24 protein-coding genes and 1 riboswitch are annotated in these 24,423 nt (G+C 72.3%); of the genes, 8 read left to right on the top strand and 16 right to left on the bottom strand.

Annotated elements, in window-relative coordinates:
- Positions 1-34: 34 nt before the first annotated feature.
- Positions 35-616 (top strand): CGNR zinc finger domain-containing protein, encoded by a 582-nt coding sequence (locus tag OG344_RS25225; RefSeq protein WP_405085204.1) that lies wholly within the window; start codon positions 35-37, stop codon positions 614-616.
- 70 nt (positions 617-686) lie between these two features.
- Here OG344_RS25225 and OG344_RS25220 read toward each other — a convergent pair whose 3' ends face one another.
- Positions 687-1,517: a GDSL-type esterase/lipase family protein gene (locus OG344_RS25220; RefSeq protein WP_405085203.1), complete on the bottom strand. Its 831-nt coding sequence runs from the start codon at positions 1,515-1,517 to the stop codon at positions 687-689.
- A gap of 165 nt (positions 1,518-1,682) precedes the next feature.
- Between OG344_RS25220 and OG344_RS25215 the strand changes: the two genes are divergently transcribed.
- Positions 1,683-2,912, top strand: coding sequence for an isochorismate synthase (locus tag OG344_RS25215; protein WP_327049595.1), 1,230 nt, complete (start codon positions 1,683-1,685; stop codon positions 2,910-2,912).
- A gap of 23 nt (positions 2,913-2,935) precedes the next feature.
- On the opposite strand, the gene OG344_RS25210 is transcribed toward OG344_RS25215, so the two are convergent.
- From OG344_RS25210 to menB, 7 genes are all read right to left on the bottom strand, one after another.
- Entirely contained in the window at positions 2,936-3,595 is a 660-nt protein-coding gene (locus OG344_RS25210; RefSeq protein WP_405085202.1) for an IMPACT family protein, read from the bottom strand.
- Between the two features lie 132 nt (positions 3,596-3,727).
- On the bottom strand, positions 3,728-6,331 hold the full coding sequence (locus OG344_RS25205; RefSeq protein ID WP_405085201.1) for a DUF222 domain-containing protein: 2,604 nt from the start codon (positions 6,329-6,331) through the stop codon (positions 3,728-3,730).
- 137 nt (positions 6,332-6,468) lie between these two features.
- Complete coding sequence (locus OG344_RS25200; protein WP_327045755.1) at positions 6,469-6,801, bottom strand: YnfA family protein; 333 nt, start codon at positions 6,799-6,801, stop codon at positions 6,469-6,471.
- A gap of 118 nt (positions 6,802-6,919) precedes the next feature.
- A complete protein-coding gene (locus OG344_RS25195; RefSeq protein WP_405085200.1) occupies positions 6,920-8,110 on the bottom strand; it encodes an SGNH/GDSL hydrolase family protein in 1,191 nt (396 codons plus the stop codon).
- A gap of 347 nt (positions 8,111-8,457) precedes the next feature.
- A complete protein-coding gene (locus tag OG344_RS25190; RefSeq protein WP_327045753.1) occupies positions 8,458-9,099 on the bottom strand; it encodes a DedA family protein in 642 nt (213 codons plus the stop codon).
- 106 nt (positions 9,100-9,205) lie between these two features.
- The gene (gene menD / locus OG344_RS25185) at positions 9,206-10,855 is read right to left on the bottom strand and encodes a 2-succinyl-5-enolpyruvyl-6-hydroxy-3-cyclohexene-1-carboxylic-acid synthase (protein WP_405085199.1); all 1,650 of its coding nucleotides are present in this window, start codon (positions 10,853-10,855) and stop codon (positions 9,206-9,208) included.
- 115 nt (positions 10,856-10,970) lie between these two features.
- The gene (gene menB, locus OG344_RS25180) at positions 10,971-11,801 is read right to left on the bottom strand and encodes a 1,4-dihydroxy-2-naphthoyl-CoA synthase (RefSeq protein WP_327045751.1); all 831 of its coding nucleotides are present in this window, start codon (positions 11,799-11,801) and stop codon (positions 10,971-10,973) included.
- Between the two features lie 116 nt (positions 11,802-11,917).
- Here menB and OG344_RS25175 point away from each other — a divergent pair, with 116 nt between their 5' ends.
- The 3 genes from OG344_RS25175 to OG344_RS25165 all read left to right on the top strand — a co-directional run bounded on the left by OG344_RS25175 (position 11,918) and on the right by OG344_RS25165 (position 15,073).
- Positions 11,918-13,102 (top strand): AMP-binding protein, encoded by a 1,185-nt coding sequence (locus tag OG344_RS25175; protein WP_405085198.1) that lies wholly within the window; start codon positions 11,918-11,920, stop codon positions 13,100-13,102.
- Positions 13,103-13,174: 72 nt separating this feature from the next.
- Entirely contained in the window at positions 13,175-13,495 is a 321-nt protein-coding gene (locus OG344_RS25170) for a hypothetical protein (protein ID WP_327045749.1), read from the top strand.
- A gap of 180 nt (positions 13,496-13,675) precedes the next feature.
- The gene (locus tag OG344_RS25165; protein ID WP_405085197.1) at positions 13,676-15,073 is read left to right on the top strand and encodes an RNA polymerase sigma factor; all 1,398 of its coding nucleotides are present in this window, start codon (positions 13,676-13,678) and stop codon (positions 15,071-15,073) included.
- A 64-nt stretch (positions 15,074-15,137) separates the two neighbouring features.
- Here the strand turns inward: OG344_RS25165 and OG344_RS25160 are convergent, their stop codons facing one another.
- The gene (locus OG344_RS25160) at positions 15,138-15,590 is read right to left on the bottom strand and encodes a hypothetical protein (protein ID WP_405085196.1); all 453 of its coding nucleotides are present in this window, start codon (positions 15,588-15,590) and stop codon (positions 15,138-15,140) included.
- Positions 15,591-15,728: 138 nt separating this feature from the next.
- Between OG344_RS25160 and OG344_RS25155 the strand changes: the two genes are divergently transcribed.
- A complete protein-coding gene (locus OG344_RS25155; RefSeq protein WP_405085195.1) occupies positions 15,729-16,316 on the top strand; it encodes a TetR/AcrR family transcriptional regulator C-terminal domain-containing protein in 588 nt (195 codons plus the stop codon).
- Between the two features lie 309 nt (positions 16,317-16,625).
- Positions 16,626-16,826 carry a DUF5999 family protein gene (locus tag OG344_RS25150; RefSeq protein WP_111698608.1) on the top strand — a complete coding sequence of 67 codons (201 nt, stop codon included), beginning with the start codon at positions 16,626-16,628 and terminating at the stop codon, positions 16,824-16,826.
- Here OG344_RS25150 and OG344_RS25145 read toward each other — a convergent pair.
- Positions 16,813-17,451 (bottom strand): alpha/beta family hydrolase, encoded by a 639-nt coding sequence (locus OG344_RS25145; RefSeq protein ID WP_405085194.1) that lies wholly within the window; start codon positions 17,449-17,451, stop codon positions 16,813-16,815. The two genes, OG344_RS25150 and OG344_RS25145, sit on opposite strands and share 14 nt — an antisense overlap.
- A gap of 94 nt (positions 17,452-17,545) precedes the next feature.
- Here OG344_RS25145 and OG344_RS25140 point away from each other — a divergent pair, with 94 nt between their 5' ends.
- Positions 17,546-17,971 (top strand): hypothetical protein, encoded by a 426-nt coding sequence (locus OG344_RS25140; protein WP_405085193.1) that lies wholly within the window; start codon positions 17,546-17,548, stop codon positions 17,969-17,971.
- 47 nt (positions 17,972-18,018) lie between these two features.
- On the opposite strand, the gene OG344_RS25135 is transcribed toward OG344_RS25140, so the two are convergent.
- The 6 genes from OG344_RS25135 to OG344_RS25110 form a co-directional block, all read right to left on the bottom strand.
- Entirely contained in the window at positions 18,019-18,549 is a 531-nt protein-coding gene (locus OG344_RS25135; protein ID WP_405085192.1) for a hypothetical protein, read from the bottom strand.
- 92 nt (positions 18,550-18,641) lie between these two features.
- On the bottom strand, positions 18,642-21,467 hold the full coding sequence (gcvP, locus tag OG344_RS25130; RefSeq protein ID WP_405085191.1) for an aminomethyl-transferring glycine dehydrogenase: 2,826 nt from the start codon (positions 21,465-21,467) through the stop codon (positions 18,642-18,644).
- Between the two features lie 180 nt (positions 21,468-21,647).
- A riboswitch (glycine riboswitch) is annotated at positions 21,648-21,740 on the bottom strand.
- 45 nt (positions 21,741-21,785) lie between these two features.
- Positions 21,786-22,403: a MerR family transcriptional regulator gene (locus OG344_RS25125; RefSeq protein ID WP_405085190.1), complete on the bottom strand. Its 618-nt coding sequence runs from the start codon at positions 22,401-22,403 to the stop codon at positions 21,786-21,788.
- Between the two features lie 155 nt (positions 22,404-22,558).
- On the bottom strand, positions 22,559-23,029 hold the full coding sequence (locus tag OG344_RS25120) for a bifunctional nuclease family protein (protein ID WP_111698626.1): 471 nt from the start codon (positions 23,027-23,029) through the stop codon (positions 22,559-22,561).
- Positions 23,030-23,127: 98 nt separating this feature from the next.
- Entirely contained in the window at positions 23,128-23,784 is a 657-nt protein-coding gene (locus OG344_RS25115) for a MerR family transcriptional regulator (protein ID WP_405085189.1), read from the bottom strand.
- A gap of 19 nt (positions 23,785-23,803) precedes the next feature.
- Complete coding sequence (locus OG344_RS25110) at positions 23,804-24,307, bottom strand: FHA domain-containing protein (RefSeq protein WP_111698632.1); 504 nt, start codon at positions 24,305-24,307, stop codon at positions 23,804-23,806.
- Positions 24,308-24,423 lie beyond the last annotated feature (116 nt).

Here is a 24,423-nt window from a genome sequence, read left to right as displayed (position 1 = left end):
TAACCAGTGACAGTGGTTACACGAGAATGGTTACATGAGCCTGACGCTACGCGCCCGCGACGGGGCCACCTTCCGGTTCGATCCGGGCGCGCTCTGCCTGGAGTTCCTCATGAGCGGAGGCGTGGGGGTCTACGCCTGCTACGAGTCCCTGCACGAGCCGGCCGACCTCGCCCGCTGGACCGCCGTGTCCCGGCTCGGCCTGGACCGGGTGGACACGACCGTGGACGACCTGGCCCGGGCGAAGGTCCTGCGCGCCGCCCTGTGGGGGCTCGCCGCCGACCGGGCGCACTGCCGTACGCCACGGCAGGCCGATGTCGACGCGGTGAACGAGGCGGCCGCGGCGGCCCCGCCGGCGCCCGTCATGACCGTGGACGGGCGGAGGTCCTGGGCTCCCCCGGTCACCGGCCGTCAGGTGGTGGCGGCCGTCGCGCGGGACGCGATCGACCTGTTCACCGGGCCCTTCGCCGCGCGGGTGCGCGAGTGCGCCGCGGACGGCTGCCCGCTCATCTTCGTCGACACCTCCCGCCCCGGCAGCCGGCGCTGGTGTTCGATGGAGCGGTGCGGGAACCGGCACAAGGTGCGCGCGCACCGCTCCCGTGACGTCGCGCCAGGGTGAGGACGGGCCGGGGTGAGGACGGGCCGGGGTGAGGACGGGCCGGGGTGAGGACGGGCCGGGTGATGAAAGGTCAGGCGTCGGTGTCGCGGAAGAAACCGGCGTCGTAGGTGACCTTCGCGAGGGCCCGCTGCCCGTCGGCGTTGGGATGGAAGTAGTCCCAGCCGCTGACCTCCTTGAGCGTGAACGGGTAGGAGAAGACCGCTCCCCCGTCGTAGCGGCAGGCCGGGCCGTACAGGGCGCACGCCTCCCTGAGCTGCTCGTTGTAGTCCATCACCCGCTCGCGCACCCGGTCGCGCCTGGCCACGTCCTTCTTCGCCGTCGACCGGGGATTGGCCAGCATCGCCTGGCAGATGTGGCCGACCGCCCAGAAGGCCCGCGCCCACCCGTTGCCCCTGCCGATGCGCCACAGGTGCTCGATGTCGGGGATGCTGGCCACGAAGACCCGCGCGCCGGTCGGCCGGAGCACGGCGAAGGCCTCCTCGATATGCTGCCGGAACACCGGCACCGGCGTCATCTCCTTCTCCGAGCCGACGCAGGCGTCCTGCGCGCCGATGAGGACGGTGACGTAGTCGGCCTTGTCGCGCACGGCCTGCCGGGCCTGCCCGGCGAGGGCGGCGCTGGTCGAGCCGGGGACCGCGAAGTTGAGGTTGTGCCCCTTGATCGCGTGTTCCGAGGCGAGCAGGCGCAGGTAGTGACTGTCCACCTTGGGGTTGTCGCCCGACGACCAGGAGCGGGACCTGCAGGCGACGTACCAGCCGCAGGCGTTGAACCCCGCGCTGATCGAGTCGCCGAGCGCGGCCATCACGGTGGGGGACGTGCCGGCGTGGGCGGCGGCAGGCACGAGCAGGACGGACGCGGCAAGGACAGGCGCGACCAGGACAGGCGCGATCTTCTTGAGCATGTACACCTCCGGAAGATCAACGGTAGGGATTTCTTGGAGGTGCGCTCTATCGCTTTCAGGGAAGGCGGGCCTTCCGTGACCGATTTCCTATCGCGGCTTGACAGAATGGGCTCAGGCGGCATGCGGGGGCCTCTTGTCGAACATGTTCAGATCGTGCGTAGAGTGATTCGGGTGAGTGTCGCCCTTATCCAGCCCCTGGTGGTTCGCACGGTCGCGGTGAGCGACCCCGACGATCTCCTGGCACGCCTGCCCGGCGCCGCGCCGTACGCGTGGATCAGGAACGGCGAGGGACTGGTTGGCTGGGGGGAGGCGGCGCGGGCGATGGTGCCTCCCGGCCCCGGCCGGTTCGACTGGGCCCGCGGCTGGCTCTCCTCGCTGTTCGCCGGCGCGCTCATCCGGGACGAGGTCGGCATGCCGGGCTCGGGCCCGGTGGCCTTCGGCTCCTTCACGTTCGACGCCGACGCCCCGGGGACCGTCCTGGTCGTCCCCCGCGTGGTGCTCGCCCGGCGGAACGGCCGCGCCTGGCTCACCACGATCGGCGACAACGCGTTCGAACTGGCCCGCCCTCCGGTGGAGCACGGCCGCATCCGGTACGGCGACGGCACGCTGACGGCGCCCCAGTGGGAGCACCGGGTCGCGCGAGCGGTACGCCGCATCAGGGACGGCGGCCTCGACAAGGTGGTGCTCGCCCGTGACCTGACGGCCGTCGCCGACCGGGACATCGACATCCGCGTGCTGCTCGGCCGGCTCGCCCGGAGCTACCCCGAGTGCTACACGTTCTCCGTGGACGGCCTGGTCGGCGCGACCCCCGAACTTCTGGTCCGGCACACCGGCCAGGCGGTGGAGTCACTGGTCCTGGCCGGCACCACACCGCGCGGGTCGGGCCCGGCCGACGACGCCGCCCGCGCCGCCGCCCTGTACGCGTCGAAGAAGGACCGGCACGAGCACGCCTGCGCGGTCGCCTCGGTTCGTGAGGCCCTGGCCCCTCTGTGCTCGGCGTTGCACGTGCCCGAGGAGCCGGAACTGCTCGTGCTGCCCAACGTGCAGCACCTGGCGAGCCGGGTGACCGGGCGGCTGTCCGACGGCGCGTCGGTGCTCGACGTGGTCGCGGCCATGCACCCCACGGCCGCCGTCGGCGGGACGCCCACCGGCACCGCCCTCGGCCTGATCCGCGAACTGGAGGGTATGGACCGCGGGGGCTACTCCGGCCCGGTCGGCTGGATCGACGCGCACGGCGACGGCGAGTGGGGCATCGCCCTGCGCTGCGCCTACATCTCCGGCAGGCACGCCCGGCTGTTCGCCGGCTGCGGCATCATGGCCGGCTCGGACCCGGCCATGGAACTCGCCGAGGCACAGGCCAAGCTCCGCGTCATGCAGTACGCCCTGGAGGGGTGAGCTGCGGCGGTGACCGGTGGGCCTCAGCGGGCCAGGTGGACGGTCTCGCCGAGGGCCGTCTCGGCCCGTCCGGCGGTGACCGCCGCGATCCACTCCTCGAAGGCGGGCAGCCGATCCTCGGCGACGGTGACCTCGAAGGCCACCCGCGCGCCATGGCCGTCCCCGTCGTCGACGCTGTAGTCGACACCGCGCACCGCGTACGACGAGGCGCGCAGATCGCTCTCCAACCTGCCGGCCTGGGCGTGGCCGACCAACACGGTCACGACTGCCGCGGGAACCATATCGACGACCTGCGCCCGGTCGAGGGTCTCCCCCACGGTGCCGCCGTACGCGCGGGCGAGACCGCCGGCGCCCAGCAGCACCCCGCCGAAGTAACGGGTGACGACGGCCACCACGTCCGCGAATCCGCGCCGGGTGAGCATCTCCAGCATCGGCGTGCCCGCCGTACCGCCCGGCTCACCGTCGTCGTCCGCCCGGCGCACCCCTCTGCTGCCGCCGCCTTCGCTGATCACGTACGCCACGCAGTTGTGACTGGCGTCGGCGTACAGTCTCCTACGCTCGGCGATGAACTCCCGTGCTGCCTCCTCCCCGTCCACCGGAGCCAGGGCGCAGATGAAGCGGGAGCGGCGGATCTCGGTTTCATGCTCGACGACGGTTCTGATCGTCCGGTACGGCGCTGTCACGTTGCCAGTCTATTGAGCCCGCCACTTTACGAAGTAAGGTCAGACCGGTTCATAGTTCGGCGACGGCGTCCCGCCGCGCTGACATCGGCTCGCATCGGCTGGACTCCCGCGGCCCCTGGCCTGTCCCGTGTCTCATTCGCGTTTCCGGGTGGTTCGGGGGTTGCGGTAGGCGAAGGCCCAGCGGTCGTCGCCGATCTTGCGGCGGGTGTAGCGGGTGGGGTGGCGGTAGCGGTCGCGGTTGTGGAACTGGCAGGCCGGCCCGAGCAGCTTCAGGTCGGTCAGCCCGCCGCTGCACCAGTTGTCACAATGATCGATCTGGCACATGGTGGCGGGCAGGGGGCAGCCGTCGACCCAGCAGGTGGCGTACCGGGCGAAGACCGCCCGGCGCTGGGCGGGGGTGGCGAGGCGGACTTTGCGGCCCATGTCGAGGACCTGCCCGGCGGCGTTCATGACGATCCTCACCAGGCTGCTGCTGCGGGCCAGCCGGTGCACGCTGGAGACGGGCAGCAGGTGCCCGGTCGCCAGGATCAGCCCCGGCAACCCCCGCAACCACACCCCCGGCGGCGCATTGCCGCCCGCTCCCGGCGGACTGCTTCCCGGCGGCGCGTCGGCTCCCACCCCCGCCCAGGTGTCGCCTCCCGGCCAGGCGCCACCGCCCGGCCAGGCGCCACCGCCAGGCCAAGCGTCGCCTCCCACTCCGGCGTCGCCTCCCACCCCGGCGTCGCCTCCCGGGCAGGCGCTCCCTTCCGCATCCGGCGGGGCGTCGGGCTCGGGTGGGGGATCAGGGGCATGCGTCTGCTGCGGGGGTGCCTGCTGCGGGGGTGCCTGCTGCGGCCGCGCTCGGTTTCTGCGGTGTCCTCGCTCGATGCCCTCTTCCTGAGTGCCGGGGTCGTCGTCAGAGTCGTCGTCAGAGTCGTCGTCAGAGTCGTCGGCGTGGTCGTCGGCGTGGTCGTTGGCGTGGCCCTGCTGGACGTCATCGCAGTCGCGCAGGTCGCCGCGCTCGTGGCCGTGCTCGTGGCCGCGCTCGTGGCTGCCGGTGGGGTCGAAGTGCGGCCAGGCGGCAGCCGGACCGTCCATGGGCGAGCTACCGGCGGCCGCGCGGCCGGTGACAGGCTCCTGCCCGTCAGCGCCCCCACACGCGCCCGCGCCCGCACCCGCACCCGCACCGGAGGCGGCACGGCAGGGGGCATGGGAGGCGGCACTGGGCGCGGCAGGGGAGGTGTCGTCTCCTGCGGAGGGCGCGACGGTCGAGCAGCCGTCCTCGTGGGCTGAGCGATCACCGCCCCCCGGGGGCACAGTGGCTGTGCGTTCGGGGCTGGTGGCTGTGCGTTCGGGGCTGACGGCCGGTGGCCGTGTGCCCGGCTCCGCACCCTCCGACTGCTCGTCGGCGGGCTCTGGCTCTCCGTCGGCGGGCTCCTCAATGGTGGGCTCGCCGTCGTCGACGGTGGGCTCACCCTCGTCGCAGAAAGTGCCACTCGGGGGGTCGTCGGGGAGAGACTCGGCGTTGACCAGCACCAGAAGCTCAGTCACGATCTTGTTCTCCAAGAACGCGATCAACGCGTCCGCGTTCCGCACACTCAACGGCCGGTCATCACCCTCCGCCTTCGGCTTGGCGTAGACGTCCAGCATGTGCCGCAACCGCGCGGCCGCCTCCACCGGCAGGTAGAACTCCCCCTCCACACCGCCGCCCCTACGCCGGCGGACCCGGAAGAACCGGCGATCGAAGTCCGCCTGCTCGTCCTTCTCATGCCCGTCAGGGTCGAGCACCGCGCGTAGGTACCGCCCCGCCTTGGCCACCTCCGCCGCACCCGCCGAGTTCGCCAACTCCAGCAGAATCCGCTCAGCGGTCGTGGCCTGGTCGTCGGTCAACCCCGCGGTGGCGGTGCAGATCGCCTCCACGATCCCCTCGGTCAGGCCACCCTCCGCGAACAGGCGGCGGACCTTCGGCAGACGGTGCAGTTCCATGCTCATCGTCACCAACCGGCCCGCCCCCGCGGGCGTCATCCCCCCAGCGCTACGCAGCCACAACTTCGTGGACGCATGCCCATGGTGCTTCGCCTCCCCCGCCCGATGCACCCGCCCCACCCGGGCCGCCAACGCCGAAGTGATCCGATCACGGACCGCAAGCAACTCCTCCGCCTCGGCCAGACACACACCCGCGTCCTCAGGCACCGGCACCAACGCCACCACCCGAGCCGCCTCGACAAGAGCCGCCACCGCCACCCACGACGACGACCCCGAGCCGGAAGTGCCTCCAACGGCAGCGCCAGAAGCAGCACCGGCGGCACCACTGGGGACATCGTCGGGAACATCGCTGGAGGCGTCACCGGAGGCACCCTTGGGAGCATCACCAGGAGCGCCGGGAGTGCAGCCAGAAGTGCTACCCGGGGCGTTTTGGGCCGCGCTTCTCCGGTACACGGCGTCACGGTGCTCGGCGGCGGCATCGCCGGCGTGGGCGTCATCGGCTGGGTTCGCCGGGACCTCGCCGGCAGGTCTCGCGGTGGAAGTGCCGCCACCCGCAGCGATGGGGTTCCCTTGCACGCCGTCCTGGTGGCGAGCGCGGTCAACAGCGTGACCCGGGAGGCCGGCAGGGCGAGGACTGGGGGCTTCCTCAGCGCTGGGCCTGGGCGCGAGCGAGTCCTCCGAGGACCAGAAGGGCGGGCCGTCGATGATCCTGGCCCACCATGGATCAGCTGGAGGACGAGGCGATGGCACGCCGAACGCCGGAGATTCCATCTCCCCCTCCTCTCGCAGCACCTACGCTTCGAACACTTGACCTAATCCTTTCATCGCCACCCGCCTAACACAAGGCAGCCAATTGATTACCTGGCGTCACAGGAGGCAAGGCCCCGCGTGGTCGAAGGAGACGGCACTCAGCCGCGCGGGGCGTACATGATGACCGCCACTCCGACCAGGCAGATGGCCGCACCCGCGAGGTCCCAGCGGTCGGGGCGGAAGCCGTCCATCACCACGCCCCACAGCAGCGATCCGGCGACGAACACCCCGCCGTACGCGGCGAGGATGCGACCGAAGTGCGCGTCGGGCTGGAACGTGGCGGCGAACCCGTAGGCGGCCAGCGCGAGGATCCCGGCGACGATCCAGGCGGCCCCCCGATGCTCGCGCCAGCCCTGCCACACCAGCCACGCCCCGCCGATCTCGAACACGGCCGCGAGGACGAACAACACCAGAGAACGGACGATCGTCATGACCGGTAGTGCAGCACATGCGCGGCGCACCCGACGCCGCGCCCCTGTGGAAAGTCCCGGAACCAGCTCCGCCGGTGCCGGGTGGCGGACGGCTCAGCCACCCGGCTTGGCGGGGTTGTCACCAGCGCAGCGGGAGGGTGGCGACGAAGTCGCCGAGGCGCCGTGAAATGATCTTGTGGTCGTGGGCAGAGGGGTGCCAGTCGCAGCCGCCGTAGTCGAGGTCCGTGTTGTCGTAGTACCAGTAGCGGACCCGGTCGTCGCCCCGCTTGTTGCGGTCCTGGACGATCTGCCGCGCCGCGTCGGCGAACGCCGTCGTGTTGGACATGTACGTGGCGCTGACCACGATCATCGCCTTCTTGCCGTACCGGGACCGGAGCTTGTCGATGAAGCCGTGGTAGGCGCGCTTGTACGCGGCGACCAGGCTCTCCGGTGTCCACGGCTCGCCCGGGTTGATGGCGGTGGAGAAGTCGTTGATGCCGAGGCCGATCACGATCAGCTGCGGGTGCCAGGTGCCCGGGTTCTTCCAGACGTCGCCCGGCACGCCGATCAGGGCCCGGTCGTAGTAGGTGCGGTAGTCGGTGCCCGGCTCGATCCCGTTGTAGTTGCGCACCACGCCGCGCCCGGAGAAGGCGTTGATCTGGTAGTCGGCGCCGAGCCCGCGCGCGGTGAGGGCGCCGAAGCTGACGTCGGCGTTGGTGGTCCTGTCGATCTGGCCCGGGGCCGGGCAGTCGCGGGTGCCGGACATGTTGCCGTAGCCCGCCGTGTAGGAGTCGCCGATGAACTCGATCTGCCGGCGGTGGTCGGCGGGTTTGGGCAGGATCGCGCCGCCGGGGGCGGCGACGAACCCGCCGAACTCGCCCACCGCCCACGGGCTCTCGCTGCGCTTGACGAGCCGTACGCCGTGCGCGCCGTTGCGGAGGTTCTTGACCCAGTACGTGGTGCGGCCGGGGGTGACCAGCGTGGCGACGGTGGCGCCGTCGATCTGGACGTCGTAGTCGTTGGCGGCGTCGTCGAGCACGATCCCCACGCCGGTGCCGCGGAAGCGGCCCTCGAAGTAGACGCCCGGCCAGCTGTACCGCACGGAGCGTCCGGCGGCCTCGACCCGGCCGGCGGTGTGCGCCGTCGCCGGAGCGACCGGAGCGGCCGGAACGGCCGGAACGGCCTTCCCCGGACGCCCCGCCTGAGCCGGGCCGGCCGGGAGCGGGCCGGCCGGGGGCGAAGCGGCCGCCGCGGGCAGCGACGTCGTGGGGAGCAACGTCGTGGTGACCGCCAGCGCGGCCAGTGCCGCGTGTACCTGAGTGCGTCGCACGGTCTTCCCTTCTCCCTGCCGGCGCGAGGGCGCCCGGGCCTGCAAGCGGCCCGCCGGGCGCCGGGGCCGGCGCTGAACGTTTCACGGACGCGGGTACGACGGCGGCGAAGGCGGCGCACGCGGCCCGGTCGCACGCGGAGGTGCCGGGGCGCGGGTGACCACGGATGACCTGGGGGGCAAGGCTCACCCTCTGCCTCGGAGCGGACGGCGGGCGACGGGACCCGGAGAAGGTCCGGGGCCGGCGCCGGGTGCAGAGTGTCCGCTCCCCCGGTGGAAGGTCAAGGCCCGTCAGGAAAGGCCCGTGAAGGTCACCATGCCGGAAGGCGAGAGAGCCGGGACGGCCTTCCTCAGGCGACGGTGGCGGTCTCCGGAACGGGCTCCTCCTCGCGGGCCGCCTTGGCGGCCTTGCGCTTCAGCCACATCGTGCTCCCCAGCCCGAGCAGCAGGGCGATCACCAGCCCCACCCAGGAGAAGCCCTTCAGCCACTTGTCGGCCACGACGCCGAGGTAGTAGATCGCGGCCGTGGTGCCGCCGGCCCACGCGACGCCGCCGAGGACGTTGGCGACGAGGAAGCGCCAGTAGGGCATGTGCAGGGCGCCGGCCAGCGGCCCGGCGAGGATGCGCAGCAGCGCGACGAACCGGCCGAAGAACACCGCCCACATGCCGTGACGGTTGAAGACCTGCTCGGCCTTGGCGATGTGCGCCGGGCCGAAGTGCTTGGGGAAGCGCCGCCCCAGCCGGTCGAACAGCGGCCGCCCGCCCTTGCGGCCGATCAGGTAGCCGATCGAGTCGCCCACGATGGCCCCGCCACTCGCGCACAACCCGAGGACCACCGGGTCGACGACCCCCCGGGACGACAGCAGCGCGGCGCTGACCAGGACGATCTCGCCGGGCAGCGGAATGCCCAGGCTCTCCAGCCCGATGATGGCGCCCACGAGCACATAGACCCAGACGGACGGGATGGTCTGCAGCCACTCGTCGACGTGCATGTCACTCCTCAGTGCGGAAAGCTTCCCCCATTCTGCCGCCGCCCCGCCGATGCGGCATCCGCCGTGAGGACCAGACGAGACCGTGTCGCCTGCGACCGAGGGATGATCAGTCGCGCATCGCCGCGCGGACGGCCTCGCGCATCGCGACGTGGACGGCGGCGTTGCGCGCCCGGTCGGTCCGCGCCTCCACCAGGCGCAGGCCGTCCCCCTTGAGGGCCTTGGACAGCTCGTCCGTCTCCTGCACCACCGTGTGCGGCAGGCCGCTCGCGGCGGCCAGGTAGCCGAGGTCCACGCCGTGCGGCGTGCCGAAGACCCGCTCGAACGGGTCCTCCAGCGCGGCCTGCGGCAGCAGCGAGAAGATCCCGCCGCCGTCGTTGTTCACCACCACCAGGCACAGGTCGGGCCGGGGCTCGCGCGGGCCGAGGATCAGGCCGTTCTGGTCGTGCAGCAGCGTGAGGTCACCGATCAGCGCGTACGCCGGGCCGTTGTGGGCGAGCGCGGCCCCGACCGCGGTGGAGACGAGGCCGTCGATGCCCGAGGCGCCCCGGTTGGCCATCAGCCGAAGTCCCCTGCGGGGCCGCATGGCCTGGTCGAGGTCCCTGATCGGCATGGACGACCCGCAGAACAGCAGCGACCCGTTGGGCAGCACCTCGGCGAGGTCCCTGGCCAGCCGCGGCTCGGTCAGCCCGGAGGAGTCGAGCACCGCGTCGATCGCCTCGCGGGCCACGTGGTCGGCGTGCCGCCAGGCGCGCAGCCAGGCGTCGCCGCCCGCGGCGATCGGGATCTCCACGGCCTGCGCGACCTGGGTGGCCGACCGGGTCGGGTCGGGCCAGCGGGTGAGGTCGGGAGCCACCACGATGTGCTCCTCGGCCCGGCGCAGCCACGACAGCAGCGGGCGCGACAGTCCCGGGCGGCCGAGGGTGACCACCACGTCCGGCCGGTGGGCCTCGGCGAACTCCTGGTCGCCCAGCAGAAAGTGGTAGGCGGAGACGGCGTGGTCGCCGTACCGGCCGCCGCCGTTGGGCTCCGACAGCACCGGCCAGCCCGCCATGCCCGCGGCGGCGACGTAGCGCCGCACGTTGGCGGCGCCGTCGCCGACCACCAGCGCGCCGCGCCGGGTCGGCGGGATGTGCAGGGCGGCCGATGGTGGCGCGACCCGCGCCCGGAACCACGAGCCGGAGGCGTCCCCGTCGAGGGACTCGCACCACGACGCGTCGCCGTCGGGGATCAGCGGCTCGCGGAAGGCCACGTTGAGGTGGACGGGCCCGGGATCCGGCGGCCCGGAGGCCCGGAGGCAGGCCCGGCAGACCAGAGACCGCCAGTAGGCCACCTGGCCGGGGCGGTCCTCGGGCACGCCGACCTCGGCGAACCAGCGCACGGCCGATCCGTACAGCTTGATCTGGTCGATCGTCTGGTTCGCGCCGGTGCCGCGCAGTTCGGGCGGGCGGTCGGCGGTCAGCACGAGCAGCGGCACGCCCGACTCGGAAGCCTCGATCACGGCGGGGTGGAAGTTCGCCGCCGCCGTGCCCGAGGTGCAGACCAGCGCCACCGGCCGCTCGGACCGCTTGGCCAGGCCGAGCGCGACGAAGGAGGCCGAGCGCTCGTCGACGCGCACGTGCAGCCGCACCCGCGAGTCGGCGTGCGCGGCGAGCGCCAGCGGCGCGGACCGGGAGCCGGGGGCGAGCACCACGTCGGTGACCCCGCAGCGCACCAGTTCGTCGATCAGTACGGTCGCGAGGGCGGTAGCCGGGTTCACCGCCGCGCCTCCCGAACGCTCTGGCCGGCCCGGTTTGTGTCCAACCGCCCGTCTCCTCCCGTTCCCGAAGCCGACAGCGTACGGCACACCAGGGCAAACCCCGTCACACCACGCCCTATGGCCGGCGGGGGAACTTCCCGAAGTCGGGCCTGCGCTTCTCCTTGAACGCGTCGCGGCCCTCCTGGGCCTCCTCGCTCATGTAGTAGAGGAGCGTGGCGTCACCGGCGAACTGCTGCATGCCGGCCGCGCCGTCGGTCACCGCGTTGAGCGCGCCCTTCAGCATGCGCAGCGCGAGGGGAGACTTCTCCAGCAGCTCGCGGGCCCACTGGACGGTCTCCTCCTCCAGCCGCTCCAGGGGGACGACGGCGTTGACCAGGCCCCACTGGAGGGCGGTCTCGGCGTCGTACTGACGGCACAGGTACCAGATCTCGCGGGCCCGCTTGAGGCCCACGGTCTCGGCCAGCAGCCAGGAGCCGTACCCGCCGTCGAACGAGCCGACCTTCGGGCCGGTCTGGCCGAACCTCGCGTTGTCGGCGGCGATCGTCAGGTCGCAGCACACGTGCAGGACGTGGCCACCGCCGATGGCGTAGCCCGCCACCATCGCGATGACCGGCTTGGGGCAGCGCCGGATCTGCACCTGCAGGTCCAGGACGTTGAGCCGGCCGACGCCGTGGGTCTTGTCGTCCACGTAGCCGTCGTCGCCGCGGATCTTCTGGTCGCCGCCCGAGCAGAACGCCTTGTCGCCCGCGCCCGTGAAGATGATCACGCCGACCTCGGTGTCCTCCTGCGCCCGGTTGAAGGCGTCCCGGAGCTCGAACAGAGTCGTCGGGCGGAAGGCGTTGTGCCGCTCGGGGCGGTTGATCGTGATCTTCGCCATCCCCTCCGCGGTCTCGTAGAAGATGTCCTCGTACTCGCCCGACCGCTTCCAGTCGACCCCGCTCGTCACACCCGCTCCTTCGTCGTCACAATTTGTCGTCACAGTTCGTCGTCACAGTTCACCGGTTCGCCGTCACCGGCCGGGCGGTCGCCTCCCGCCACCGCGCCGGGACTAACCTTACGACCGTGCTCAGCCGTCCAGGACACCGCCCGCGAACGCACCCGGGACAGCGGCCGGTACACGCCCTCGTCCTGCCGGCCGGTCCCGCCCTGTACGACGCGGTGCGGCGGGCCCTGACCGGCGACGGGCCGGCCGTGCTGCCGCTCTCCCCCGACCTGCCGCGGCCCGCGCTGGAGGCGGCGCTCGCCGCGCTGCGTCCCACGCACGTCGTGACCCCCGACGGCGTACGGCGTCAGCCGGACGGCGTGCCGTCCGGCGCGGCGCTGATCATCGCGACCTCTGGCTCGACGGGCGCGCCCAAGGGCGTCGAACTGACGGCGGAGGCGCTGCTCGCGTCGGCCCGCGCCTCGCTGGCCCGGCTCGGGGCCGGGGAGGGCGACCGCTGGCTGTGCTGCCTGCCGCCCTCGCACATCTCCGGGGCGCAGGTGCTCGTCCGGTCGCTGCTGTGCGGCGCCGAGCCGATCGTCCACCCGCGCTTCTCCCCCGCCGCGGTCGCCGCGAGCGGCGCGGACCACGTCTCCCTCGTCCCCACGCAGCTGCGGCGGATGCTCGACTTCGGGGCCGGCGTCGCGGCCTTCCGCACGATCCTGCTCGGCGGGGCCGCCGCCCCCGCCGGCCTGCTGGCCGAGGCCCGCGCCGCCGGCGCCCGGATCGTCACGACGTACGGCATGAGCGAGACGAGCGGCGGGTGCGTGTACGACGGCGTGCCGCTGGACGGCGTGGACGTCGCGATCGGCGGCGACGGGCGGGTGCGGATCGCGGGCCCGGTGCTGCTGTCCGGTTACCGCCACCGGGACGAGCCACACCTCGACGACGGCTGGTTCGTCACCTCCGACCTCGGTTCGATCGAGGACGGCCGGCTCACGGTGCTGGGCCGGGCCGACGACGTGATCAACACCGGCGGCCGGAAGGTCGTGGCCGGCGCGGTCGCCGAGGTCCTCTCCGGGCATCCGGCCGTACGGGACGTGGTCGTGGTGGGCCGGCCCGACCCGGAGTGGGGCGAGATCGTGGTGGCGGTCGTCGCCGGGAAGACCGGGCTGAAGATCGGGCTGGACGACCTGCGGGCCTTCGCCAAGAAGCGGCTACCCGCCTACGCCGCGCCGCGCGCCGTCGAGCTGGTGCCCCGGATTCCACTCCTGCCGAACGGCAAACCGGATATGGTCGCACTCAGGAACCGGAACCGCGGATGACCTTTCTGCGTCATAGGAGCAGGGGCGTCGACTGAGAGCGCCCGACCGGGAGCAGGGGAAGGGGGACGCCGCATGCGACCGATCCGGATCACGCCGGCCCACAGGATGATGGCCTCCGCCGTGCTCGTCAGCCTTGTCATCCTGGGCGGAGCCTCGGTCACCGCCGCCGCGTTCGCCGCCCGGCTGGACAAGGTCGTGCAGAACGCCCCCGCCGCCAAGCTCGGCCCCGTCCCCACCGAAGATCCCGGCACCGGGGACTCCTCCGTGGTGTCCAGGGTTCTCACCGACGACCCGGAACAGGTCGGCGGCTACTGGACGCCCGAGCGTCTGGACGACGCGAGCCCGATGCCGGTGCCCGAGCTCAGCATCGACATCGTCACGCCCAACGACTGAGGAAACGGCTCAGACGGCCCGCGCGGCCGAATCGGAAGACCTGCCCCACCGAGTCTGGGAACAAACCGGGCACGAGAGCGTTATTGATACTGGTGCGCTGAGCCGCCGGACGCCGCGCCCCGCACACAAGCATTTGAAACCCTGAATCGATCATGAACTCCGCAAGGAGGAGGTGTCTTCATGCCCCGGACCGCCGTGGCGAACTCGCACGAGCGCGAGGTGACCCCGACGACGCTCGACCGGCTCCTGGAGCGCGGCCGTACGCAGGGTCGCCTTTCCCTGTCGGAGCTGCGCGAGGCCTTCGCAGAGGCCGGCGTCAGCCCCGTCGAGGGGCGCTCCATCCTCCGCGAGCTCACCGAGGCGGGCGTGAACCTGGCCGCCGAGAACGAGCCGGGTCTCACCGCCGGTACGCGGACCTCCGGAGAGGCGCCGGGCAAGGCGCCCGCCAGGAGGTCGCGCCGGGCCGCCCAGGCCGCGGCGCAGGCCGCCGGGGACGCGCCCGCCCGCGGCGGCGCCGCGAAGAAGCCGACGGCCAAGGCGAGCGCGGCCGGCACCACCACCGGCACCGCGGCCGACGAGCCCGTCGACGAGGAGGTCGCCGGCGCCGAGGCGGAGGCCGAGGTGGCGGACAACGAGCCGCTCGACCTCGACGACACCTCCTCGGTCATGGGCGACTCGGTGCACACCTACCTGAAGTCGATCGGCCGCCGCACGCTGCTCACCGCCGCCCAGGAGGTGGAGCTCGCCAAGCGCATCGAGGCCGGGCTGTACGCCGAGTACAAGCTGGAGACGGCCCTGGAGAGCGGCCTGCCCGCGCACGTCCGCGAGGACCTGGAGTGGGCCATCGAGGACGGCCGCAGGGCCAAGGACCACATGCTGGAGGCCAACCTCCGGCTGGTGGTCTCGGTGGCCAAGAAGTACACCGACCGGGGCATGGCCCTGCTCGACGTGGTGCAGGAGGGCAACCTCGGCCTGATCCGGGCGGTCGAGAAGTTCGACTACACCAAGGGCTACAAGTTCTCCACGTACGCTATGTGGTGGATCCGGCAGGCCATCCAGCGCGGCTTCGCCGACTCGGCCCGCACCATCCGCCTGCCCGTCCACGTGCTGGAGATGCTGTCGAAGCTCTCCCGCGTGGAGCGTGACATGCACCAGCGGCTCGGCCGGGAGCCCACGCCGGAGGAGCTGGCCGCCGAGCTGGACAAGACGCCCGACCAGATCGAGGAGCTGCTGCGCACCAGCCGGCAGCCGATCAGCCTCGACTCGACCATCGGCGAGGACGGCGAGACCCGCATCGGCGACCTCATCGAGGACGTCGACTCGCCCGAGGCGTCCGAGGTGGTCGACCGGCAGCTGCTGGCCGAGCAGCTCAAGGGCGTGCTCGGCAACCTGTCGCCGCGCGAGGCCAAGATCATGAGCCTGCGGTTCGGCCTGGCCGACGGCAAGCCCCACACGCTGGACGAGATCGGCAAGCACCTGGGCCTGACCCGGGAGCGGATCCGCCAGCTGGAGAAGGAGTCGCTGTCCAAGCTGCGCCACCCGAGCAACACCCGGCCCCTGCTCGACTGGGCCAGCTGACATACCACCTACGGCCCGCGCCCCTCGGGGGTGCGGGCCGTACGGCTGTCTCGGGAGCGGGCGGTCAGCCGCGGGCGGAGGCGAGGCCCCCGCGCACGTCGCGCGGGGTCAGCCGGGCGGGGTCGCCCGTCCGGCCGACGCGGGGCATCCGCGGGATGCCGCTGAGCCGGTGCGCCTCGCGCATCGTGCGCAGGCGGTTCACCTCGTCGGTCCACAGCGCGCCGTCGGGCGTCGCCCGTCCCTTGCGCCGGGCGATCCTGCTGTCGTAGGACTTCACCCCGAAGGTGGCGCGCTGTCCCGCCTCGGCGGCGCGCAGCGCCTCGGTCAGCGCGGTGTCCAGGCCCAGGGCCGCCTCGCGGAGCCCGGGCAGCGGCGCCCCGGCCGCCTTCGCCTCCTGGAACCGCCGCTGCGCCACCCGGACCTTCTCCAGCACATCGCCGAAGTTCCGCCGGATCTCCAGATCCGCGTGGTAGCGGACCTCCGCCTCCCGGCTCACCCGCGGACGGAAAAACGCCATCGTCAGTCCCTTCGGTTCCCAGCTTGTGCACAGTCACGTTCATGTACGCGTCATGTACTCGGTAGCGTACGCGGTCCGCGCGAGGCCTCGTACCGCAGGGTGCGCCGCCCTTTACGAAGTAAGGAAAGCTGTGGCAGCATGCTCGCCATGCCTGCCAAGCGACCACCCGTGCCGCTGTCCCGGGAACGGATCATCGACGCCGCCCTGCACATCGCCGACGGCCAGGGCCTGCGCCGGCTGACCATGCGCCGGCTCGGCGACGCCCTCCAGGTGGAGGCGATGGCGATCTACCACCACCTGCCCCGGGGCAAGGAGGCGCTGATGGACGCGCTCGCCGAGCACGTGACGACCGTACGCGTCGACCCGGCCGAGGCGCCGGGCTGGCAGGACAGGGCCCGCGCCTGGGCCAGGGCGAGCCGCGCCGCGCTGCTCGAACACCCCGGCGTGCTGTCGCTGGCCCTCACCAAGCCGCCGAAGGGCTCGGCCCTGATCGCGATCAGGGAGCAGACCGAGCAACTGGGCGAGGCGGGCGCGCGCGACCCGGAGGCGGCCGTGCGGGCGCTGCGGGCGTACGTGTTCGGCAGCGTCGCGGTGGAGGTCCAGCGGTCGGGGTGGGCCGACCCGGACGCGACCGTGCGCGACGCGCGGACCGCCGAGGGCGAGCGCGACTTCGAGCACGGTCTCGACGCGCTGATCAGCGGTCTCGGCGGTCGGCACCGGGCCTGAGACCAGCGCTGACACCGGAGCTGTGGCCTCCCGGTTACCCGATGGTCGGCGTGTCGAGGTTGGAGCGTTATCTCGAATGGGGCATTCTTGTGTACTAGGTCACATCAGTGTGTGTGAGGCCGCTCGGGGGGTGTGGTCGGGTCCCCAGCCCGACCGGCGGAAATGCCCCGAACGGACTATGTCATGCGGATGGGGCCGAACCGCAGACTGGAGTAGTCCGATGTGTCGTATGTCATACGCAACGCGGCGGACACCCGGCGGAACACACGAACGTAAGACGAGCGATAGAGAACACGGGGAGCCCCGGCGATGTGCCCTCATGAACCGGCCTGTCCCACTGCGGACGCGAAGGACCGAGAAGCCGCGCGAACGGTAGCCTGCCACCCCGAGCAGGGCTGGAGCCTGCTCTGCAACGGCGTGGTGCTGTTCGAGGACACCGGGGAGCTGCTGCCGGACGGCGGCGTCATCGCTCCGCACCGCCCCACCGACATGGCGATCAGCGCGGCCTAGCGGAGTAGCGGGCCTCCTGCTCCAGCAGCCACGGGAGCAGCCACCGCGCCACCTCCTCGCCCACCCGGGCGGGGTTCCTCCTGAACTCGTGCCCCTCCCCCGGGAGGACCACGAGACGCGCGGCGTCCTTCTCGTCCGGCACGCCGAACGGATCCCGATCCCCGCTGATCACGAGCACGGGGGTCCCCGCCTGCCGAAGCTCGTCCGCCCGCGACCGCTCAGGTCTGCCCGGCGGGTGCAGCGGGAAGGCGAGCACCACCACCGCCCCGGCCCCCGCCGCACGCGCCGTGCGGCACGCGACCCGCGCGCCGTTGCTCCGCCCGCCCTGGACGAGCGGCAGGCCCGGGTGGCGGGCCCGGAGCGCGGCGACGACGGCCAGCCACGCCTCGTCCTGTTTGACGGCCGATCCCGGTGCCCGGGCTCCGCGCAGCCGGAACGGCTGGACCACCCGCGCGACCGTCACCCCCGCCGGCAGCACGGCCTCCCGTACGGCGAGCAGGTCGGGGGCGTCCACCCCGCCGCCGGACCCGTGCGTCAGCACCAGCAGCAGCCGGGCGCCCGGGGCCTCGTCCACCTCCGCCAGCGCCGGGCCGTGCGGAGTCTCGATCTCCACCGCGGTTCCCATGCCGGTGACCGTATCGGCTCCGCCCCGGGCAGTCGGCTCCGCCCCGGGCAGGAGATGCGGACCCTCCGTGGGGAGGATGGCAGGCCCTGCGAGTATGGGCCAGAATGTCATGGTGCCGGAGATCACATCGCAACCGCCCGCAGCCGGGCAGGGCTACAGGCCGCCGCAGCAGGCGGGGACGTCGTCGACCCGGGAGGACCTGCGCGCCGTCATCGCGGCCCGCCGGGACCTCGGCCCGGAGTACGAGGACGCGCTGGTCGACTCGTTCCTCGACAAGCTCGACGTGGAGATCGCCGCACGGGTGCGGAACGAGGTCGCCGCGCAGATCGGGCACCAGCCGCTTCCCGGAAAGCGCCCGAAGGACAGCGCGGTGGGCGTGGCCCTGGGCTCGCTCGGCATCGGCATCCCTCTGACCGCGATCGCGGCGGGCGCCGCGCACGGGCCGGGCCTCCTGCTCGCCTGGGGCGGGATCGTCGCCGTCAACCTGGCGTACGCGCTGAGCCGCCGCGCGCACCGCTGACCAACCGGCGCCGACCGGCCGGCCGACGCCGGCCGTTCGGGCCTCGCCTAGGCCTCGACGCTCTCCATGGCCGGGCGGACGTCCCGGCCGAGGCGCAGCCGCACCTGCTCGGCGAGCGCCCGGTCGGGGTGGCCGAGGCCGTAGCGCCACACGGTCTCGGCGTCCGCGTCACGCCCCCGCAGGGGCAGCGTGCGGGCCAGCAGTTCGATCGCCAGCGCGCCGGTCTCGGCGTCCGGCCCGCGGCCCTCCTCGACCGCGCCGGCGAACTGGGCGCAGGCCATCTCCAGGTGCGCGATGCCGAGCAGCACGCGCAGGCGCGCCCGGTCGGCCACCGCGGGCACCGACAGCGCCTCCAGCAGCACGTCCGCGGCCCGCTCCGGCTCCCCCTCGGCGAGCAGCCGCTCCGCCATGTCCTCCACGACGGCCGACAGGCCCGCCGCGGCCTCGGCGCGGTCGGGCGCCTCCTCGTCTGCGGCGAGTTCCGCGAAGATCGCCGCCGCCGCGTCGAGGTCGCCCGTCTCGGAGAGCCGGTGCGCCTGGTCGAGCCGGCCGGGCCGCCCGGGGTCGATGGCCGTCATGAGGGGGCCTCGCAGAGGTCGCAGGGACAGGAACCGTGCATCCGCGATCTTAACGAGCCCGGCCTCCGGGCGGGGCCGACATGCGCAACCGGTCAGTCCTCGTACGCGTCCAGCGGCGGGCAGGAGCAGACGAGGTTGCGGTCGCCGTACGCCTGGTCGATGCGGCGCACCGGCGGCCAGTACTTGTCGTCGCGCAGGCCGGGCACGGGGTAGGCCGCGACGGCCCGCGAGTAGGGGTGGGCCCACTCGCCGGCGGTGAGGCACTCGGCCGTGTGCGGCGCGTTGCGCAGCGGGTTGTCGATCTTGTCGTACTCGCCCGACGACACCTTGGCGATCTCGCTCCGGATGGCGATCATCGCGTCGGCGAAGCGGTCGAGCTCGGCCAGGTCCTCGCTCTCGGTCGGCTCGATCATGAGCGTCCCGGCGACGGGGAACGACATCGTGGGCGCGTGGAAGCCGTAGTCGATCAGCCGCTTGGCCACGTCGTCGACGGTGACGCCGGTCTCCTTGGTGATCTGGCGCAGGTCGACGATGCACTCGTGCGCGACCAGGCCGTCCCGGCCGGCGTAGAGGACCGGGTAGTGCGGCGCGAGGCGCCGGGCCAGGTAGTTGGCCGACAGGATCGCCTGCTCGGTGGCCTGGCGGAGGCCGTCGCCGCCCATCATCCGGACGTACGCCCAGGAGATCGGCAGGATGCCCGCCGAGCCGTACGGCGCGGCCGACACGTGCGCGGGCAGGTGCTCCGCGAGGTGGGCCTTGACCGCGACCGGGCCGACGCCGGGCCCGCCGCCGCCGTGCGGGATGCAGAAGGTCTTGTGCAGGTTCAGGTGGGAGACGTCCGCGCCGAACTCGCCCAGCCGGGCCAGGCCGACCAGCGCGTTGAGGTTGGCCCCGTCCACGTAGACCTGCCCGCCGGCCTCGTGGACCCGCTCGCAGATCTCGACGATCGTCTCCTCGTACACGCCGTGGGTGGACGGGTACGTCACCATGATCGCGGCGAGCGTGTCGCGGTGCTTGCCGATCTTCGCGGCGAGGTCGGCGAGGTCGACGTTGCCGCTCTCGTCGCAGGCCACCACGACGACCCGCATGCCCGCCATGACGGCGCTGGCGGCGTTGGTGCCGTGGGCGGACGACGGGATGAGGCAGACGTCGCGGCCGTCCTCGCCCCGGGAGCGGTGATAGGCCCTGATCGCCAGCAGCCCGGCGAACTCGCCCTGCGAGCCGGCGTTGGGCTGGATCGACACCCGGTCGTAGCCGGTGACCTCGGCCAGCCAGCCCTCCAGGGCCGCGATCAGCTCGGCGTACCCCTCGGCCTGCTCCGCCGGCGCGAACGGGTGGATCGCGGCGAACTCCGGCCAGGTGACCGGCTCCATCTCGGTGGTCGCGTTGAGTTTCATCGTGCAGGAGCCCAGCGGGATCATCGACCGGTCGAGCGCGACGTCCCTGTCCTGCAGGCGCCGCAGGTAGCGCAGCATGGCCGTCTCGGAGCGGTGGGAGTGGAAGACCCGGTGGGTGAGGAAGCCGGAGGTCCGCTGCAGGCCCGCGGGAATCGCGTCGGAGGTCGCCCGGTCGATGTCCTCCACCACGGTCCCCGGCACGCCGAAGGCCTCCCAGACAGCCCGCAGGTGGGCGACGGCGGTCTTCTCGTCGCAGGCCACGCCGACATGGTCGGCGTCCGCCAGGCGGAGGTTGACGCCCCGCTCGGCGGCGGCGGCCACGACCCGCTCCGCCCGGCCCGGCACGCGGGCGAGCACGGTGTCGAAGAACTCGTCGTGGACGATCTTCACGCCCCCCTCGCGCAGCCCGGCGGCGAGGACGGCCGCGTGCCGGTGCGCCCGCTGGGCGATCCTCCGGAGGCCGTCCGGGCCGTGGTAGACGGCGTACATCGAGGCCATGACGGCGAGCAGGACCTGCGCGGTACAGATGTTGCTGGTGGCCCTCTCCCGCCGGATGTGCTGCTCGCGGGTCTGCAGGGCCAGCCGGTAGGCCGTACGGCCGTCGGCGTCCACCGAGACGCCGACCAGGCGGCCCGGCATCTGCCGCTGCAGGCCCTCGCGGACCGCCATGTAGGCCGCGTGGGGGCCGCCGTAGCCCAGCGGGACGCCGAAGCGCTGGGAGGAGCCGACGGCGATGTCGGCGCCCTGCTCGCCCGGGGGTTCCAGCAGGGTCAGGGCCAGCAGGTCGGCCGACGCGACGAGCAGCGCGCCGGCGGCGTGCGCCCGCCCGGCCAGCGCCCGGAAGGACGCCACGCGGCCGCTCGCGCCCGGATACTGGACGAGGACGCCGAAGCACTCGGGCAGGTCGCCGACGAGGTCCGACTCCACCAGCGTGATGCCGAGCGGCTCCGCGCGGGTCGCCAGCACGGCCTTGGTCTGCGGCAGCGCGTCGGCGTCGACCACGAAGACGTCCGCCCCGACCTTGCTCGCGCGCCGCGCCAGCGTCATCGCCTCGGCCGCGGCGGTCGCCTCGTCCAGCAGGGACGCGCCCGCGACGTCGAGGCCGGTGAGGTCCGACACGACCGTCTGGAAGTTCAGCAGGGCCTCCAGCCGCCCCTGCGAGATCTCCGGCTGGTAAGGCGTGTACGCGGTGTACCAGCCCGGGTTCTCCAGCACGTTGCGGAGGACGACCCCCGGAGTGATCGTGTCGTGGTACCCCAGGCCGATCATCGGGGTCAGCACCCGGTTGCGGGCGGCGATCGCGCGCAGCTCGGCCAGCGCCTCGGCCTCCCCCGCCGCCTCGGGCAGGTTCAGCGGGCTCCGCGTGCGGATCGCCTCGGGCACGGCCACGGCGAGCAGGTCGGCCGTCGACTCGTAGCCGACGGCCTCCAGCATGCGGGAGCGGTCGGTGTCGGAAGGACCGATGTGGCGGGTCGCGAAGGGCGGGGCGGAAAGATCCTCAAGCGTCGAGCGGTCGGTCATGACAGGGGCCTCCTGGGCGGGTCGAGACCTGCGGCGACCGCCTCGCGCCCGTGGGCGCGACCGGTCGTGATGCGGTCTCCCCCTCTGTCATCGGACCTGAGAGCTTCACCGGGCCGCCCGGCCCGGCTTTCCCCTTCGGTGAGGCGCCGCCTGGCCGGCGGGCCTGCTTTTCAGAGTCGCCTCGTCCGTGCGGTACGGATGCCTGAGAGTTTCCGGGGAGGTTTGCTCCTTCGGCGCCCCTGCAACTTCAGGGGTCTCTCCCGCACGAGGTCGTCGGCCGTGTCCACTCTACCCGGTTACTTCCGTTGTACCCGTTTCTCAGCCGGTCTTGCGGGCCTTCCTGCGGCGGGCCAGCTCGTCGGCGGGATGGTCTCCCTCCGCATCCGGGGCGGACTCCGCGCGCTCACCCGGCAGCTCGGCCAGGGAGCCCTCCACCTCCCGCCAGACCCGCCCGAGTGCGATGCCGAACACGCCCTGGCCGCCCTGCAGCAGGTCGATCACCTCGTCGGCGCTGGTGCACTCGTAGACGCTCACGCCGTCGCTCATCAGGGTGATCTGAGCCAGGTCGTTGACGCCGCGGTCGCGCAGGTGCCGTACGGCGGTGCGGATCTGCTGGAGGGAGACCCCGGTGTCGAGGAGACGTTTGACGACCTTCAGGACGAGGATGTCGCGGAAGCTGTAGAGTCGCTGCGAACCGGACCCCTGAGCTGCTCTTATGGTCGGGAGCACCAGTTCGGTCCGGGCCCAGTAGTCGAGCTGCCGGTAGGTGATCCCGGCCGCCGCGCACGCCGTCGGCCCGCGGTACCCGATGTTCTCGGGCAGCGCCGTCGGCTGCTCGTCGAACAGCAGACCCTGTTCACCGGCGCGCTCGCGTGCCGCCCGCCGAACCGGGTCGTGCTGGCCGGCCGGCCTACCCTCGCCGCTGCTGACCGCCACTGCGGACCTCCGGCTTTCTCTCATCCCACGGTCTGATCTGGGGGTTCGCGAATTACAACCGTGGTTTCCCTTGCACCGTAGGACCGGGGGCATCGTCAGTCAACGACCCCGTCCGGCGCGTCGTGAAGCGTAATTTCCCGAAATCGTGCGGCACGTCAGCCCGCTCGCCCGAAGTCTTCCGGTGTGATTTTGTCCAGGAACTCGCGGAACTTCTCCACTTCGTCCTCCTGGTCGTCGGGCATGCTCACACCCGCCTCCTGGATCACGTCCTCACTCGCGTAGATCGTCGCTCCCGTACGCAACGCCAGCGCGATCGAGTCCGAAGGGCGGGCGCTCACCTCGACCCCGTTCGAGAACACCAGGTCGGCGAAGAAGATCCCGTCACGGAGCGCGACGATGTTGACGGTGCGCAACCGCACCCCCAGCGCCTCAAGCACATCGCGGAACAGGTCGTGGGTCAGCGGCCTGGGCGGGGGCTCCTCCGCCTGGGCCAGCGCGATGGCGGTCGCCTCGGTCATGCCTATCCAGATCGGCAGGTACCGATCACCGCTCGCCTCCTTCAGGAGCACGATCGGCTGGTTTGTGGGCATCTCAACGCGAACCCCCACGACCTCCATCTGCAACACGGGCGGCTCCGTCTCAAGCGTCGCGGCATATCACCAGGCATTCAACGTAACACCCGCCAGGGAGCGGATGTGCCGGTCACTGCCCCATCAGCCCACCACTACCGGCCCAGAACGCCACGAACGCTACTACGCAGCAACGCATTGTGCAGTTCCTGGAGAAGCCCGGACATCTCGCGGGCGGTCTCGTCGGCCTCCGCGATCGCTCCGGTCGCCTTACGGCGCAGCACGGGCGCCACCGCCTGCTCGATCAGGCCGGCCTCCCGCTCCACCAGCGCCCGCACCGCCCGGAGATGCCGCGCCCGCAGGCCGAACCGCGCGAGCGCCCCCACGCTGCGCGCGATCTCCAGCGCCTCGCCGTCGTAGCGGCGGGCGACCGGTGCGACCAGGCCGAAGCTCTCCAGCTCGGCCAGGATCTCCTCGTCGATGCCCGCGGCCTCGATGAGCTCGTCCCTGCTGAGACGCACCGCCGGCGGGCCGTCGGAGACGCCCTGCGGGCGCGCCGCCTGACCGTCCAGCTGATCCTTGATCACCCGGAGCGGCAGGTACTGGTCACGCTGCGCCCGCAGGATGTACCGCAGGCGCTCAACGTCGTTGTAGGTGAACTTGCGGTAGCCCGAGGGGCTCCGCTGGGGCTCGATCAGCCCCTCGCCCTCCAGGAACCGGATCTTGGAGACGGTCACGTCCGGGAACTCGGCCTGCAGCAGGCCGAGCACCTCTCCGATGCTCATGAACGCCCGTACGGCCTGTGCGCTCATGACTTCTCCTCCTCACCGATCACAGCCCTCCAGGACCACGCGTGAGGAACACCAGCCGGAACTTGCCGATCTGCACCTCGTCGCCGCCCTGCAACGGGGACTCCTCGATGCGTTCCCGGTTGACGTAGGTGCCGTTCAGGCTCCCCACGTCGCGGACCGTGAACTGGCCGCCGCGGCGGTAGAACTCGACGTGCCTCCTGGACACGGTTACATCGTCCAGGAAAATGTCGCTTTCCGGGTGGCGACCCGCCGTGGTGAGATCACTGTCGAGCAGAAAACGGCTGCCCGCGTTCGGGCCGCGCATGACCACCAGGAGAGCCGTGCCGGGCGGCATCTGCTCGATCGCCGACCGGTCCGGCAGCAGCGTCTGGCCCGTCTCCGCCTCCAGCGCCTCCAGAGAGATCGTCGAGGTGGTGTCGGCTGCGACGGGCGCCGGAGCGCTCAGCGGCGAACCGCACCTTGAACAGAAACGGGCATCCTCGGGGTTGGCATGACCGCACTGCGTGCAGTAGACGCTGGGCATCGAACGGCTCGGCCTCTCTCACGACTTGCTTGGGACTGGCTCAACTGCTCTGGCTCAAACTGCGAATGCCGCAACTTACGCTGATCAGGCACAAAGGTCAAGAAGCGCGCCTGGGC

Origin of the sequence: Microbispora sp. NBC_01389 (assembly GCF_045040095.1) — a bacterium.
In the GTDB taxonomy this organism is placed as follows: Bacteria; Actinomycetota; Actinomycetes; order Streptosporangiales; family Streptosporangiaceae; genus Microbispora.
This window is presented reverse-complemented; position numbering and strand designations above follow the sequence as displayed.